Here is a 14,392-nt window from a genome sequence, read left to right as displayed (position 1 = left end):
GACAGGCTTCCTATGCTGCTTGTCGCCGTGCTCAGCCCAGTGGACAGGCTGCCCACGTTGCTGTTCGTGGTGCTCAAGCCCGTGGACAGGCTTGTGATGCCACTGGTTGCAGTGCTGAGGCCCGTGGAGGTCGAAGTCGACAGGCTTCCTATGCTGCTTGTCGCCGTGCTCAGCCCAGTGGACAGGCTGCCCACGTTGCTGTTCGTGGTGCTCAATCCCGTGGACAGGCTTGTGATGCCGCTGGTTGCAGTGCTGAGGCCCGTCGAGGTCGAAGTCGACAGGCTGCCGACGTTGCCGTTGGTCGTGCTCAGGCCGGTGGACAGGCTCGTGATGCCGCTCGTCGCGGTGCTCAAGCCCGTCGACGTGGAAGTCGACAGGCTGCCCACATTGCTGTTCGTCGTGCTCAGCCCCGTCGACAGCGATGCCGTGGTGGTGGAAAGCTGACTGACGTTGACCGCATCCGTCGGCGCACCGCCAGCGGCCACGTTGGTCAACCGGCGCTCGCTGCCGCTGGCGCCGACGGACACCTCGCCCGTCGGCGTCGCGCCTGCGATGGCGGCGCCCGCGAAGGGCGTGTAGGCGGCCACCGCCTGCAGTGCCGCCAGCGAGGCCATGGTCTGGCTCGCGTTGCCCAGCGCCACGCTGTTGGCATAGACGGCGGTTGCGCCGCTGCCAATGGCAACGGCCCCCGCGCCATTGGCGCTGGCGCCCGTGCCGAGCCCGATGGCATTCGAAGCCGCCGCCGTCGCGCCATCGCCCAGTGCCAGGGTGCCCGCGGCGGCTGCGTTCGAGTTGTTGCCCAGGGCCACGGCCCCCTGTCCGACCGCGTTGTTGGCGTTGCCTATCGCCACGGCGCCATTCGCGGCCGTCGTGCCGTCCGCGCTGCCCGCTGCGGTGTTGTCCGCACCCACGGCGACGGCGCCCGTGCCGTTGACCGTGTTGGGGTCGCCGATGGCGACCGCACCGTCGCCGGTCGCGCTCTGGGCGCGCCCGATGGCCACGGCCCCGCCCGCCGCGGTGGCCGAATCCGCGACCGTGCCCGACGAGCCGATGGCCACGTTTTGCCCGGTCGCTCCGCTGGTGGCGCCGGAGCCCTGTGCAATGCCGAAGGCGCCCTCCACGACGGCGGCGCGGCCGATGGCGATGCCCGAAGAAGCGGTGGGGGCGACGACGGATTGGCCACCGAGGGCAATGGAATCCGATGCGGATGCTTTCGCGCCCGAAACAATGTTCGCGCCCAACGCGAGCGCACCGTCGGCGCCAGCATTGGCCTTGAAGCCCACTGCGGTGGCGTATTTTCCCGAGGAGGTCGTCGAGGATCCGATCGCCACGCCGAACTGTTGGCTCGCCGCTGCGGCATAGCCGAGTGCGAGCGAGCGCTGGCCGCTCGCCTTGCTCAGCGTCCCGAACGCGCCCGAGCCAATCCCGGTCGCTTCGGCTGAATTGCCGAAGGCCGCCGAAGGCGTCGAGCCGACCGCGTCACCGACTGCGAGCGCGTTGGCGCCTACAGCGACGTCGTTGCTGAATGCCGCGTTGGCGTTGCTGCCGACGGCCGTGGCGAAAGCCCCCTTGGCGGCACTGTTCCGGCCCACGGAAATGGCTGCGACCGATGCGGCGTTGGCGCCCGAGCCCAGCGCCAGCGCCGACAGGCCGTTGGCATTGCTCGCGCTGCCGAGCGCCAGCGCGCCCTGGCCGATCGCGTTGTTGTTGTTGCCCAGGGCGACGGCACCGTCACCAGTGGCTGTGTTGGGGGCGCCGATGGCCACCGCGCCGTCACCGGTGGCCGATTGCGCACGCCCGATGGCCACGGCCCCGCCCGCCGCCGTGCCGGCGTTGGCGGTGGTTGCACCCGAGCCGATGGCCACGTTCTGGCCTGTGGCGCCGCTGACGGTGCCGTCGCCCTGGGCAATTCCGAACGCCGCGTTCACGGTTGCACCGCGCCCCACGGCAATGCCCGAGGTCGCCCCCGCGGCCACTGAAGACTGCCCGCCCACTGCGATGCCGTCCGCGGCGGCGGCCTGCGCGCCCTTGGTGGCGTTGGCACCGATGGCGATCGAGCCCGCGCCCGATGCGGTGGTGGAGTTGGCGATGCTCAGCGGCGTCGTGCCGTTGCCGCCGGCGCCACCGATGGCGACCGAGTTGAGGGCCGAGGCATTGGCGCCGAAGCCCAGCGCCACGCTCGCATTGCCGCCGGCCGATGCCTCGAGGCCGAACGCAGACCCCCAATGCTGGGCCTGCGCCAAAAACCCGAATGCCGCCGAGCCGGGGCCCAGGGCGCTGGCAAAGGTCCCATACAACGTGACGGCGCTGAACCCGCCTCCGTTTGCATTGCATCCCGCGACGGCCGAGTAGGTGCCCGATCCGTCCTGCGTGGGGGTGCCCGTGCCGCCAGGACCGTCGGTCGTCGGGCCCGTGGTTATCCGCCCTGGCTGCCCTGAACTGCCGGTGGTGCACGAGGTGTTCATGGAGATCGCATCGGCCAATGCCGACCGGGGCCAGGCCTGCATCACGAGCAGTGCCGCGGTGGTCACGACCAGCTTCAGGTGCAGGCGGGTGGTGTCGCGGCCGCCCTTGGCGCGCCGCCGGCTGGTCTCGGGAACCGCGACCCAGGCACACAGGGACGAGTTCCAGACCGTCGCAAATATCCTGTTCATGGCACGCCTTCTTTCCACGGTGAGGTCAGCGCTGCATGCGTGCAGCGGCTGTTGGCTCCCTTGAAAGACGTGACCCGCGTGTTTCAGGTGGGGGGCGGACCCCGAGACCTGAGGTTCGATACTCGCGCCGAATCTAGTTCATCGAAACACGGTCTGAAACCTCCAAACAGCCTATCTAGAAAGACGTAGGCCGACACTGGAGAACGGTCTTGCATGCGCGCCCTCCAGACGTAAGGCTGCGGCCGACCGTCCAACCAACCACCTTGCCATCGAAGCAGTCGATCACAGGCGACAGATGGACCTTGCCCGGTGGTCCAGCCACAGGGGTTCACTCCAATCAAGAGCCGCCGACCGCACTTGTCAAAGCCAACCCGCTTCGCCGCGTGTTCCTGTTCGATGGAGCGGCGGTCTTGTGCGGGAACTGTCCCCAGGGTTTTACAACCGGGACTGCGCACGATATGATTCATATACGTTTCATATATAAATTCAATCATGGGCATCGTCAAGATTTCAGACCTCATGCACGAGAACCTGCGCGTCGCGGGCAATGCGCTGAGCCGTTCCATCAACGCGCAGGCCGAGCACTGGATGCGCATCGGCATGCTGGCCGAACTGCATCCCGCGCTCGATCACCGGGAGATCTGCCAGTTGCTGATTCGCGCCGAGCAGGCCGGCGGCTTCGATCTGGCGACGGTGTCGGCCTCGCTGGCCGCGCCGGTGGCGCCGGCTTCTGCAAAATCTTCGGACCCCTCTGTTCCCCCTGTCCCCTCTGGCCCCTCTGGCCCCTCGGCGCGCCCGGCCGCCGCACGCCGCAAGGCCGGGGCGCCCGCATGAGGGCGGGCGTCTCGCTCAAGTCGCCCGCGGAGATCGCCATGTCCCGCGCGGCGGGCGGCCTCGCCGCGCAGGTGCTCGCCCTGATCGGCGAGCACGTGAAGCCCGGCGTCACCACCGAGGCGCTCGACCGCATCTGCCACGACCACATCGTGAACGTGCAGGGCGCCGTTCCGGCCAACATCGGCTACAACGGCTACCCCAAGACCATCCTCGCCTCGGTGAACCAGGTGGTGTGCCACGGCATCCCCTCGGCGCAGAAGGTGTTGAAGAAGGGCGACATCGTCAACATCGACGTGGCGGTCATCAAGGACGGCTGGTTCGGCGACTGCAGCCGCATGTACTTCGTGGGCGAGCCGAGCGCGCTGGCGCGCCGGCTGGTCGACACCGCCTATGAGGCGATGCGGGCCGGCATCCTGCAGGTGCGCCCGGGCGCCACGCTGGGCGACGTCGGCCATGCGATCCAGAGCGTCGCGCACCGCGAACGTTTCAGCGTCGTGCGCGAGTACTGCGGGCACGGCATCGGGCAGGTCTACCACGACGACCCGCAGGTGCTGCACTATGGGCAGCCCGGCCAGGGCCTGCGCCTGGAGGCCGGCATGGTCTTCACCATCGAGCCGATGATCAATGCCGGGCGGCGCGAGACCCGCGAGCTGCCCGACGGCTGGACCGTCGTCACGCGCGACCATTCGCTGTCGGCCCAGTGGGAGCACATGGTCGCGGTGACGCCCACCGGTTTCGAACTGCTCACGGCCTGGCCGGACGGACCGGGGCACTATGCCCCCATCAACGCCCCCATCGACGCCCCCGTTGGCGCCCCCTCCATCGCCTGAGGGCGCAGGGCGCCTTCAGTGGTCTCCCGGGCCTGGCAGCAGGCTGCTGGGCGTCACGCCGAAGGCGTTCCTGAACGCCCGCGAGAAGTGCGACAGGTCGTTGAAGCCGCACTGCAGCGCCGCCTGCGACACCTGGCGCACCCGGCCCTCCTCGAGCACGCGGAAGCTGGCTTCCAGCCGCCGCTGCCACACGTGGTGCATGACGGTGGTGCCGTGCGTTGCGAACACCCGCGCCAGCGTGCGCGGCGAAATGTGCACCGCCGCCGCGATGCCGTCGCTGTCGAGTTCGCTGTCGTCCAGGTGGGCGTCGATGTACTGGCCGGCGCGCTGGTAGACCGAGCCGTAGCGCGACCCCTGCGCGCCGTCGGCCCCGTGGCCGTCCTGCATTTCCATGGCGGCGGTCAGCGTGTCGAGGAAAGCGCCCGCCAGCCGCGCCTGCGCCGCGCCCGGCGCGCCGCCCGAGGAAAAGTCGAACGCCTCTTCCGCCATGCGCATCAGCAGGGTGGCCATCGAGCGGCCCTCGGCAATGCGCACCGTGGCCATCGACTCGGCCCGCGCAAAGCGCGACAGCAGCTGCTGCCGCGGCATGCGCACCAGCAGCGCCGAGGCCGGCGCGAGGTGGTGCACGAAAGGGCGCGCCGCGTCGTACAGCACGATGTCGCCCGGGCGCACCTGCACCTCGCGCCCGCCTTGCTGCAGCAGAGCCGAGCCCTCCTGCATCAGCACCGCCACGAAGTCTTCCTCGGGTGCCACGCGCACGTGGTGGGCCGTGCGGTCGAAGGTGTGCGGCTGCGAACTCATGCGGCACACCGTGAGGTTGCCCAGCGTGTGGCCGGTGAGCGAACCCTGGAAGTCGCCCGCATGGCTGAACTTGCCGGCCGCCGGAATCAGGCGCTTGCAGACCGACTCGGCCCAGTAGTCGAGCCTGCGGGAGCCGGAAACGTCCGCTGTCGAGTAGTTGAAGTGCATGGGTGCCTTCCGAAGGAACATGGGCCCTGAGCCGTACGCTGGCTGCTGCAGGTGCAACGCACACCGTCGCAAAAAATGTACCAAAGGCACCTGCCACCCCACCCTTGGCGGATTCCCTTAGCCCCCCTTCGGGTGGTTGCGCATCGCCCGTGTCCGACGCCAGCGACAGCGAATGCTGCATTGCCGTGCAGGACAAGGCCGCTTCCTGCTTTTCGGGCCTCCCGGGTGCACGGGCCTGTGGCATCGTCCCCACCCTATCGCGCCGAACCGCCGGCGCTCACCGTTCAAGCAGCAGGAGCACACCATGATCAAGATCGGCATCGTTGACGACCACGCCGTCGTCCGCACAGGCCTCAAGGCGTTCTTCTCCACCTTCGTCGATTTCCGCGTCGTCGGCGAGGCCGCCACCGGCCGTGAGGCCATCGATCTCGTGCGCACGGCGGACATCGACGTGCTCGTCATGGACCTGTCGATGCCCGGCCAGAGCGGCATCGACGCGCTCGCCATGGTGCGCGCCAAGGCGCCGGACCTGGGCGTGCTCATCCTGAGCGGCTACCCCGAAGAACACTACGCGGTGAACCTGATCCGCCAGGGCGCCTCGGGCTACCTGAACAAGGAGTGCGAGCCGGAAGAAATCGCCAAGGCGATCCGCACCGTGGCCCTGGGCCGGCGCTACATCTCGCCCTCGGTGGCCGAACTGCTGGCCGGCCAGCTGGAGCGCAAGGACAACGCGCCGCCGCACAAGCACCTCTCGGAACGCGAGTTCCAGGTGTTCCTGAAGCTCGCCAAGGGCGAGTCGGTGGGCTCCATCGGCGAGGCGCTGTCGCTCTCGGTGAAGACCATCAGCACCTACCGCACGCGCCTCATGGAGAAGATGAACCTGTCCACCAACAGCGACCTGACGTACTACGCGATCAAGACGCAGCTGATCGACTGAGCAGGCGCGGCGTCCAGACGTGGTCCATCGAGGGACGATCAAGACAGTTGTCTGGACCTTCGTCCTGACGCTGGCCGCCACGCTGCTGGTGCTCAACCTGAGCAGCGGCGAGAAAAAGCTCGACGAGCAGGTCCGGCGCGAATATGCGCTGCACGACGCCCAGTACCAGCGCGCGCTGGGCGTGATGCTCGGGCCGCCCATCACCGGCGGCAACCGCTTCGAGGCACTGCAGAACGGCGACCAGATCTTTCCGCCGATGCTTTCCGCCATCCGCGGCGCGCAGAAGAGCATCACCTTCGAGACCTACATCTACTGGTCGGGCGACATCGGCCGCACCTTCGCCGACGCGTTGTCCGAGCGCGCCCGCGCGGGCGTCAAGGTGCACGTGCTGCTCGACTGGGTCGGCAGCGCCAAGGTCGACGCCGACTTCATCCGCGAGATGGAGGGGGCCGGCGTGGAGATCCGCAAGTTCCACAAGCCCAGCTGGTACGACATCGCCCGCATGAACAACCGCACCCACCGCAAGCTGCTGGTGGTGGACGGGCGCACCGGCTTCACCGGCGGCGTGGGCATCGCGCCCGAGTGGACCGGCCATGCGCAGGACCCGGACCACTGGCGCGACTCGCACTACAAGGTCGAGGGGCCGGTGGTCGCGCAGATGCAGGCCGTGTTCATGGACAACTGGGTGAAGGTGTCGGGCGACGTGCTGCACGGCGAGCGCTACTTTCCGGCGCTGCCTGCCGTGGGCGAGGGCCGCGCGCAGGTGTTCAGCAGCTCGCCCTCGGGCGGCAGCGAGAGCATGCACCTGATGTACCTGCTGTCGATCGCCGCGGCCACCAAGACCATCGACCTGTCGAGCGCGTATTTCGTGCCCGACGACCTGACGGTGGGCGCGCTGGTGGCGGCCATGAAGCGCGGCGTGCGGCTGCGCATCATCACGCCGGGGCCGATCATCGATTCGCAGACGGTGCGCGGCGCCTCGCGCGCGGCCTGGGGGCCGCTGCTGGAAGCGGGTGCGCAGATCAGCGAATACCAGCCGACCATGTTCCATTGCAAGGTCTTCACGGTCGACGGCCTGCTGGTGTCGGTGGGCTCCACCAACTTCGACAACCGGTCGTTCCGCCTGAACGACGAGGCCAACCTCAACATCTACGACGAGGCCTTCGCCGCCGCGCAGACGGTGCAGTTCGAGGCCGACCTGAAACAGTCGAAGCGCCTCACGTACGAACAGTGGCAAGACCGCCCCCTGCACGAGAAGGCGATGGAGCAGCTGGCCGCGCTGTTGTCGGCGCAGCTTTAGCTGGTGCGCGGGCGGCAGGCGGCACGCACGATGCGCGCGGTCGGGTTGGGCTTCATGTCGCGAAACGCCACGGGCTTGGGCGCATCGGTGTAGTCCGCCTCATGGTGCGGCTTGCCCTGCCACCGCGGCTCGATGTAGTAGCGGGCCGCCACATAGCTGGCGCGGCCCGCCTGGCAGTCGAACACCACGCGCGACTCGTACGAGCGGTAGGCAATGCCGTCCCAGTTCAGGCGCCTGGCCGCGCGGTTCACGCGCAGGTTCATCGCCTTCGGGCTTTCCAGGGACGCGACCCTGTCGGGATCGACCTGGACGGTGTCGGCCACCTCGTCCAGCGGATCGCCCACCACCGTGAACCAGCCCGGCTGCGCATGCGCCACGCAGCCGACCATGCCGATCGCCATCAACCAGTGCCTCACAACCGTGACTCCAGAAAAGTCCCAAGAAACCGGTGAAAAGCCGGTGCGGAAACATCAATTTACAGCGAACGCGGTCCGGCGCGTGTCGGACGGGGCCGAAGGCAGTGCTCCACGACCGCATCTCTTCGGCAAACTAGGGCTGTGCCCACCCCCCAGAAGCTCTCCATTGCCGTGGCGCCAGACCTCGCCGTGTCCGCGCTTGCCGTGTCACCGCCGACGCCGGAGGCCTGCTGCGTGCTCGCGCACGGCGCCGGCGCGGGCATGACGCATCCGTTCATGCAGGCCGTGGCCGACGGGCTCGCGCAGCGCCGCATCGCCACCTTGCGCTACCAGTTTCCCTACATGGAACAGGGCCGCCGACGCACGGACGCGCCGGCCCTGGCGCATGCGACCGTGCGCGCGGCGGTGGCCTGCGCGTCGGCACGTTTCGAAGGCTTGCGGCTCTTTGCCGGCGGCAAGTCCTTCGGCGGCCGCATGACCTCGCAAGCCCAGGCGCTGGCGCCGTTGCCCGGCGTGCAAGGCCTGGTGTTTCTCGGTTTTCCGCTGCACCCGTCGGGCAAGCCTTCCGCCGCCGCGGCACGGGCGGCGCATCTGCAGGACGTCGAGCTGCCGATGCTCTTCGCGCACGGCCCGCGCGACGCGTTGGCCGAACCCGACGCGTTCAGCGCTGCCACGCAGGCGCTGGGTGCCCTGGCCACCGTGCTGGAAATCGATGGCGCGGACCACGGGTTCCACGTGCTGAAGCGTTCCGGGCGCACCGACGAAGAAGCGCTTGACGACCTGCTCGACGGCATCGCCGTGTGGATGCAGGCCTGGCGCATCGGCTGATTCCGGGTCGCACGCGCGGGGTCGTCCTTCGCCTACGCCCGGTTGCCCGATGGGACGACGCCGGTGCGACGCGAACCTTTCAACCATGGGTCTTCGATCAGCCACACAACAACGAAAGGCTGAAACCCCAACCCTTCCTGTCACGCAAACCACGCAGACAGGCAACCAAAGGACTCCAGACATGGCTTACAACGACACCACCGCAGACACCCTCAACACCGGCCCCGTGCTCGCCAACGACGAGGTCGTGGGCGTGCTGAACGACCTGCTCGAAAACTCCCGCGACGGCGAATACGGCTTTCGCGCCTGCGCCGAGGAAGTGAAGAGCCCGGCCGCCAAGCAGCTGTTCGCCGGCCGCGCCGAAGAATGCAAGAAGGCCGAGGCCGAACTGGTCGCGCTGATCAGGGCCTATGGCGGCACTCCCGCCGACGGCGGCACCGCCAGCGGTGCGCTGCACCGCGGCTGGGTGCATGTGAAGGGCTCGCTGGGCGCCAACAGCGAACTGTCGATCCTCGAATCGTGCGAACGCGGCGAAGACACCGGCGTGGCGCGCTATCGCAAGGCGATGAAGCAGAACCTGCCGGCCGATGTGCGCAGCGTGATCGCGTTGCAGGCCGAAGGCGCCCAGCGCAACCACGACCAGATTCGCGACCTGCGCAACGCCGCACGCACACGCGACGCTTCTTGATCCATCGCAGCCACGGCGGCTCGCGCCGCCACCTGCTTCAGGAATAGGCCGGGGTTCCCCGGCCTTTTTCATGGGCGTTGCCGTGTGCACCCTCGCCGGGGTAGCGCACGCGCTGCAGTTCCTCGCAGCCCTTCTGCGTCACGGCGAGAACCTGCACCACGCGCAGGCCCGGCATCTTTGCGATGTCGGCGGCCGAGGGCACCAGTGCGAGCACGAAGCCGGCGGCGCGCAGCTTCAACACCGCATCGACGTCCTTCGGCGAAGACATGACGAGGGGCAACCGCGAGGCGGCAATCTGCTTGAGCATTTCGGTCGACATGGGGCTTTCCTTCTTGTTGGCTGAGCGTGAGTAGGTCTGGCGGATGCGAAACATACCGACCGCCCCAGGCGACCCGCGTAGGACCGCATCCAGCCGCGCGCAGGCAAAACGCGCAGCACGAAACACGCTGCCCTGAGCGCCTTGGCGATGTCTTCGGAGTGCCCTCCCACCGCTCCGGGAATTCCCGGATGCCCAGAGTCCTGCCGCGATGGGATAGTTAGTTCGCCCTTCAAACTAACTAATTTCTTACACGGTTGATGGCTGCGGGGCGCACCAACACTGGAGAGACATCGATGCAACTGAAACACACCCTGGCCGCCATGGCCTTCGGTTTCACGGCCGTGGGCGCCATGGCGCAGACCGTGGTCGGCGTGAGCTGGTCCAACTTCCAGGAAGAACGCTGGAAGACCGACGAGGCCGCCATCAAGGCCCAGCTCGAGAAGCTGGGCGCCAAGTACATCAGTGCCGACGCGGGCGGCTCGCCCGAGAAGCAGCTGGGCGACATCGAGGGCCTGATGTCCAAGGGCGCCAAGGCGCTCATCGTGCTGGCCATGGACAAGGACGCCATCCTGCCCGCCGTGACCAAGGCCACGCGCCAGAAGGTGCCGGTGGTGGCGTATGACCGCCTCATCGAGGCGCCGGGCGTGTTCTACATCACCTTCGACAACGTCGAGGTCGGCCGCATGGAAGCGCGCGAGGTGCTCAAGGTCAAGCCCAAGGGCAACTACGTGATCATCAAGGGCTCGCCGAGCGACCCCAATGCCGACTTCCTGCGCGCGGGCCAGCAGGAGGTGCTCGACGCCGCCATCAAGAAGGGCGACATCAAGATCGTCGGCGACGAATACACCGAAGGCTGGAAGCCCGAGGTCGCGCAGAAGAACATGGAGCAGATCCTCACCAAGAACGGCAACAAGGTCGACGCGGTGGTGGCGGCCAACGACGGCACGGCCGGCGGTGCGGTGGCGGCGCTCACGGCCAAGGGCCTGCGCGGCATTCCGGTGTCGGGCCAGGACGCCGACTTCGCCGCGCTCAACCGCATTGCGCTGGGCACGCAGACCGCGACCATCTTCAAGGATTCGCGCGAACTCGGCCGCGAAGCCGCCACGGCGGCCGTCGCCATGTCGCAGGGCAAGCCCGTCGACAAGGCCGCGACCTGGGCCAGCGGCCCGAAGAAGGTCTCGCTGCAGTCCCGCCTGCTGACGCCCGTGCCCGTCACGCGCGACAACCTCGACGTGGTGGTCAAGGCCGGCTGGATCAAGAAGGACGAGCTCTGCAAGGGCGTGACGGGCGCCAGCGCGCCCGCGGCCTGCAAGTAATGCAACCGGCGCGATCGTCTTGAAGGCGGCGCGTCTCTCCATTCCCGCAACACAGCTGCCGGCCGGCCCGCAAGGGCCCGGCGGGTGGCCGGTTGCGCACCTGTAGTCCCGAGGGGTTTTGAAAATGAGCGATCCGACACCGGGTTGGTGGCGCCGCACGGGCATCGACCTGCGGCTGGTGCTGATGTGCTTGCTGCTGGTCGTCATGGCCGTGGCGTTCAGCGTGATGTCGGGCGGCGTGTTCCTCTCGCCCGAGAATTTGTACAACGTGGCGCAGCAGACGGCGGTGGTCGGCATCGTGTCCACCGTGATGGTGCTGATCATCGTGGCGCGCCACATCGACCTGTCGGTCGGCTCGGTGATGGGCTTCGTGGGCGTGCTCATCGCCTACCTGCAATACACCTCGGGCTGGTCATGGCCCACGGCCTGCCTCGCGGGCCTGGCCGTGGCGCTGCTGGTGTCCGTCTACCAGGGCTGGCTCACGGCGGTGCTGGGCGTGCCTTCCTTCGTGGTCACGCTGGGCGGCCTCATGTCGTTTCGCGGCGCGGCCTTCCTGGTGGCCGACGGCAAGACGCAGCCGGTGAACGACGAGTTCTTCCAGCGCCTGGGCGGCGGCTACGACGGCGGCATCGGCGTCACGGCCAGCTGGATCATTGCGGGCCTGGTCACGCTGGTGCTGTTCGCGCGCATGGTGCACAAGCGCCGCGCGCGCGCGCGCCACGACATGCCCAACGAGCCGCTGTGGCTGGAGGTGCTGCTCACGGCGGTGCCGGCGGCGGTGGTCATTGCCTTCGCGGCGGTCATGAACCACTACAAGATCGATTCGAAGGACGCGCCGCAGGGCATTCCGATTCCGGTGCTGATCTGGGCGGTGGTGGCGATCGTGCTGTCGTTCATCGTGCACCGCACCCGCTTCGGGCGCTACATCTTCGCGATGGGCGGCAACCCCGATGCGGCGGCGCTGGTGGGCATTCCGGTCAAGCGCGTCACGCTGATGCTGTTCGCGTTGCTGGCGGTGCTGGTGACCATCGCGGCCATCGTGTCGATCGCGCGGCTCAACGCGGGCACCAACTCGCTGGGCACGGGCATGGAGCTGTACGTGATTGCGGCGGCCGTCATCGGCGGCACGGCGCTGGCGGGCGGCAGCGGCTCGATCTTCGGCTCGGTGCTGGGCGCGCTGATCATGCAGTCGCTGGACAGCGGCATGCTGCTGCTGGACGTGCCCATCGGCAAGCGCATGGTCATCATCGGCCAGGTGCTGATCGTGGCTGTCGTCTTCGATGTGCTGTACCGGCGCAAGTTCGGGGAGAACTGACATGGCCATCGAGAACATCGACACATCCAGCCCGCTGGTGGAACTGAAAGACATCCGCAAATCCTTCGGCGGCGTCAAGGCCGTGGACGGCGTGAGCGTCAACCTCTACCCGGGTGAAGTGGTGGCCTTGCTGGGACACAACGGCGCAGGCAAGTCCACGCTCATGAAGATGCTTGCGGGCGCCTACCCCATCGACTCCGGCGATACGCTCATCGCCGGCGAGAAGGTCAACATCCGCAGCCCCGCCGAGGCCCAGTCGCAAGGCATCGAGACCATCTACCAGACGCTCGCGCTGGCCGACAACCTGGACTCCGTGGCGAACCTGTTCCTCGGCCGCGAGAAGATGACCCGCTGGAACACGCTGGACGACCATTTCATGGAAGTGCAGGCGCGCAAGGTGTTCCAGCGCCTGAACAAGAACTTCACCAACATCCGCATTCCGGTGCGGCGACTGTCGGGCGGGCAGCGGCAGGTGGTGGCCATTTCGCGGGCGCTGTACTTCAACGCGCGCATCCTCATCATGGACGAGCCCTGCGCCGCCCTCGGCCCCGAAGAAACCGCCATGGTCGGGCGGCTCGTGAAGCAGCTGAAGGACGACGGCGTGGGCATCTTCCTGATCACCCACGACATGCCCGACGTGTTCTCGCTGAGCGACCGTCTCGCCGTCATGAAGAACGGCAAGCTCGTGGGCACCTACCGCACCGCCGACGTCACCGAAGACGAAGTGCTCGGCATGATCATCGCGGGCAAGCGGCCCGAGGGCAGGGAACAGGCGCCTCACGCAACCACAGCCACGGCGAAGGCGACGGCGGCCTGACGTGACCACCATCGGCGACCAGCAGCTGCTCAAGCGCATGAACCGCAGCGTGCTGCTGCGGCTGCTGCGCGCGCAGCCAGGTCTCTCGCGCGCACGGCTCGCCAGCGAGAGCGGTCTCACCAAATCGACCGTGAGCCTGCTGGTGCGCGAACTGCTCGACGAGGGCTGGCTGAAGGAATCCGATGCGGCCGTGAACGACGGGCTGGGCCGCCCCTCGACGCCGCTGCAGATCAACGTCGGCGTGCGCGCGCTGATGGGCGTGGAGATCGCCGTCGAAACCGTGCGCCTCGTGTGCGTCTCGCTGCAGGGCGAGGTGCTGTACGCGGACACCCACGCGCTGACCGACGGCTCGCCGGCCGGCGTGTGCGCGCAGGTCGCGCGCATGGCGTCGGCTGCCCACGCGCAGTTGAAGAAGCTCGCGCTGCGCCTGTCGAGCATCGGCGTGTGCGTGCCCGGCGCGGTGGACGACTGCACCGGCGTGGTCCGCTTCGCGCCCAACCTCGGCTGGCGCAACGTGAGCCTGCTGCCTGCGCTCGAGAAGGCTTTTGCCGCCGTCGGCCTGCCCGGCGTCACGGTGCAACTGCAGAACGACGCCGATGCCGCCGCGCTCGGCGAGTACGAGTTCGCGGCCGGTGCCGGCAAGGACGGCGAAGACCCGCTCATCTTCGTCAACTGCGACGTGGGCGTGGGCGCGGGCGTGGTGTTGAACGACCGGCTCTTCACCGGCGCGCAGGGCATGGCGGGCGAGATCGGCCACACCATCCTCGAGCTCGACGGGCCGCTGTGCTCGTGCGGTCGCCGCGGCTGCGCCGAGGCCTTCTTCGGCTCGCGCGTGCTGGAACGCCCGGGCGCCGACATGCCGCGCGCGGCGGCCTTCTTCGGCGTGCTGCTGCAGAACCTGTGGGTCACCTTCAATCCGCGCGCGATCGTGCTGGGCGGCAAGGCCTGCGCGGACCACCGCGGCTTTGCGCAGGCGGCGTTCGAAAGCGTGAAGCGCCATGCGGACGGCGCGGGCATGCCGCCGCCGGAGCTGCGCACCGCGCGCTATGACGCGCTGGCGCCCGCGGTCGGCGCGGCCGCATTGGCCTTGCACGAGTACCTGCGGCCGCTGCAGCCCGACGCGAAGGCGCGCCGCGCGCGTGCGCTGGCCCGCGCGGCGGTCTGATCCT

Annotated in this window: 13 protein-coding genes and 1 pseudogene; 10 read left to right on the top strand and 4 right to left on the bottom strand. The window is 68.4% G+C overall.

Annotated elements, in window-relative coordinates; all coding sequences use genetic code 11:
- Positions 1-2,654, bottom strand: a 2,654-nt coding sequence (locus AC0IYU_RS30470) for an ESPR-type extended signal peptide-containing protein (RefSeq protein ID WP_472124989.1), incomplete at its 3' end; no start/stop codon positions are given.
- Between the two features lie 492 nt (positions 2,655-3,146).
- Here AC0IYU_RS30470 and AC0IYU_RS30465 point away from each other — a divergent pair.
- Positions 3,147-3,383, top strand: a pseudogene (locus AC0IYU_RS30465) (ParD-like family protein); the annotation flags it as partial.
- 101 nt (positions 3,384-3,484) lie between these two features.
- Entirely contained in the window at positions 3,485-4,318 is an 834-nt protein-coding gene (gene map, locus AC0IYU_RS30460; RefSeq protein ID WP_472124986.1) for a type I methionyl aminopeptidase, read from the top strand.
- A gap of 15 nt (positions 4,319-4,333) precedes the next feature.
- On the opposite strand, the gene AC0IYU_RS30455 is transcribed toward map, so the two are convergent.
- Positions 4,334-5,287, bottom strand: coding sequence for an AraC-like ligand-binding domain-containing protein (locus AC0IYU_RS30455; protein ID WP_472124984.1), 954 nt, complete (start codon positions 5,285-5,287; stop codon positions 4,334-4,336).
- Positions 5,288-5,591: 304 nt separating this feature from the next.
- Between AC0IYU_RS30455 and AC0IYU_RS30450 the strand changes: the two genes are divergently transcribed.
- Both AC0IYU_RS30450 and AC0IYU_RS30445 read left to right on the top strand, forming a co-directional pair.
- Positions 5,592-6,224, top strand: coding sequence for a response regulator (locus AC0IYU_RS30450; RefSeq protein WP_435437533.1), 633 nt, complete (start codon positions 5,592-5,594; stop codon positions 6,222-6,224).
- Positions 6,225-6,243: 19 nt separating this feature from the next.
- Positions 6,244-7,524, top strand: coding sequence for a phospholipase D-like domain-containing protein (locus AC0IYU_RS30445; RefSeq protein WP_472124981.1), 1,281 nt, complete (start codon positions 6,244-6,246; stop codon positions 7,522-7,524).
- Here AC0IYU_RS30445 and AC0IYU_RS30440 read toward each other — a convergent pair.
- Entirely contained in the window at positions 7,521-7,940 is a 420-nt protein-coding gene (locus tag AC0IYU_RS30440; protein ID WP_472124978.1) for a surface-adhesin E family protein, read from the bottom strand. The two genes, AC0IYU_RS30445 and AC0IYU_RS30440, sit on opposite strands and share 4 nt — an antisense overlap.
- A 141-nt stretch (positions 7,941-8,081) precedes the next feature.
- Between AC0IYU_RS30440 and AC0IYU_RS30435 the strand changes: the two genes are divergently transcribed.
- Both AC0IYU_RS30435 and AC0IYU_RS30430 read left to right on the top strand, forming a co-directional pair.
- Positions 8,082-8,768: an alpha/beta hydrolase family protein gene (locus AC0IYU_RS30435; RefSeq protein ID WP_472124975.1), complete on the top strand. Its 687-nt coding sequence runs from the start codon at positions 8,082-8,084 to the stop codon at positions 8,766-8,768.
- A gap of 181 nt (positions 8,769-8,949) precedes the next feature.
- Positions 8,950-9,456 (top strand): ferritin-like domain-containing protein, encoded by a 507-nt coding sequence (locus tag AC0IYU_RS30430; protein WP_472124973.1) that lies wholly within the window; start codon positions 8,950-8,952, stop codon positions 9,454-9,456.
- Between the two features lie 37 nt (positions 9,457-9,493).
- Here the strand turns inward: AC0IYU_RS30430 and AC0IYU_RS30425 are convergent, their stop codons facing one another.
- Positions 9,494-9,775 (bottom strand): hypothetical protein, encoded by a 282-nt coding sequence (locus AC0IYU_RS30425; protein WP_472124970.1) that lies wholly within the window; start codon positions 9,773-9,775, stop codon positions 9,494-9,496.
- A 293-nt stretch (positions 9,776-10,068) separates the two neighbouring features.
- Between AC0IYU_RS30425 and xylF the strand changes: the two genes are divergently transcribed.
- The 4 genes from xylF (at position 10,069) to AC0IYU_RS30405 (ending at position 14,388) form a co-directional block, all read left to right on the top strand.
- Positions 10,069-11,091, top strand: a complete 1,023-nt coding sequence (xylF, locus tag AC0IYU_RS30420; protein ID WP_472124967.1) for a D-xylose ABC transporter substrate-binding protein — start codon at positions 10,069-10,071, stop codon at positions 11,089-11,091.
- A 124-nt stretch (positions 11,092-11,215) separates the two neighbouring features.
- Positions 11,216-12,406: a sugar ABC transporter permease gene (locus AC0IYU_RS30415; protein ID WP_472124964.1), complete on the top strand. Its 1,191-nt coding sequence runs from the start codon at positions 11,216-11,218 to the stop codon at positions 12,404-12,406.
- Position 12,407: 1 nt separating this feature from the next.
- Entirely contained in the window at positions 12,408-13,223 is an 816-nt protein-coding gene (locus AC0IYU_RS30410; protein ID WP_472124962.1) for an ATP-binding cassette domain-containing protein, read from the top strand.
- Position 13,224: 1 nt separating this feature from the next.
- A complete protein-coding gene (locus tag AC0IYU_RS30405) occupies positions 13,225-14,388 on the top strand; it encodes an ROK family transcriptional regulator (protein WP_472124959.1) in 1,164 nt (387 codons plus the stop codon).
- The last annotated feature ends 4 nt before the right edge of the window (positions 14,389-14,392 follow it).

The sequence above is a fragment of the Variovorax sp. AC103 genome, from assembly GCF_979254005.1.
Note: the sequence above shows the minus strand (reverse complement) of the source record. Positions and strands in the feature narration are given on the sequence as shown.

Coding starts and splice junctions, on each gene's coding strand:
- map (WP_472124986.1), top strand. CDS start 3,485: ATGAGGGCGGGCGTCTCGCTCAAGTCGCCCGCGGAGATCGCCATGTCC.
- AC0IYU_RS30455 (WP_472124984.1), bottom strand. CDS start 5,287: ATGCACTTCAACTACTCGACAGCGGACGTTTCCGGCTCCCGCAGGCTC.
- AC0IYU_RS30450 (WP_435437533.1), top strand. CDS start 5,592: ATGATCAAGATCGGCATCGTTGACGACCACGCCGTCGTCCGCACAGGC.
- AC0IYU_RS30430 (WP_472124973.1), top strand. CDS start 8,950: ATGGCTTACAACGACACCACCGCAGACACCCTCAACACCGGCCCCGTG.
- AC0IYU_RS30425 (WP_472124970.1), bottom strand. CDS start 9,775: ATGTCGACCGAAATGCTCAAGCAGATTGCCGCCTCGCGGTTGCCCCTC.
- xylF (WP_472124967.1), top strand. CDS start 10,069: ATGCAACTGAAACACACCCTGGCCGCCATGGCCTTCGGTTTCACGGCC.
- AC0IYU_RS30415 (WP_472124964.1), top strand. CDS start 11,216: ATGAGCGATCCGACACCGGGTTGGTGGCGCCGCACGGGCATCGACCTG.
- AC0IYU_RS30410 (WP_472124962.1), top strand. CDS start 12,408: ATGGCCATCGAGAACATCGACACATCCAGCCCGCTGGTGGAACTGAAA.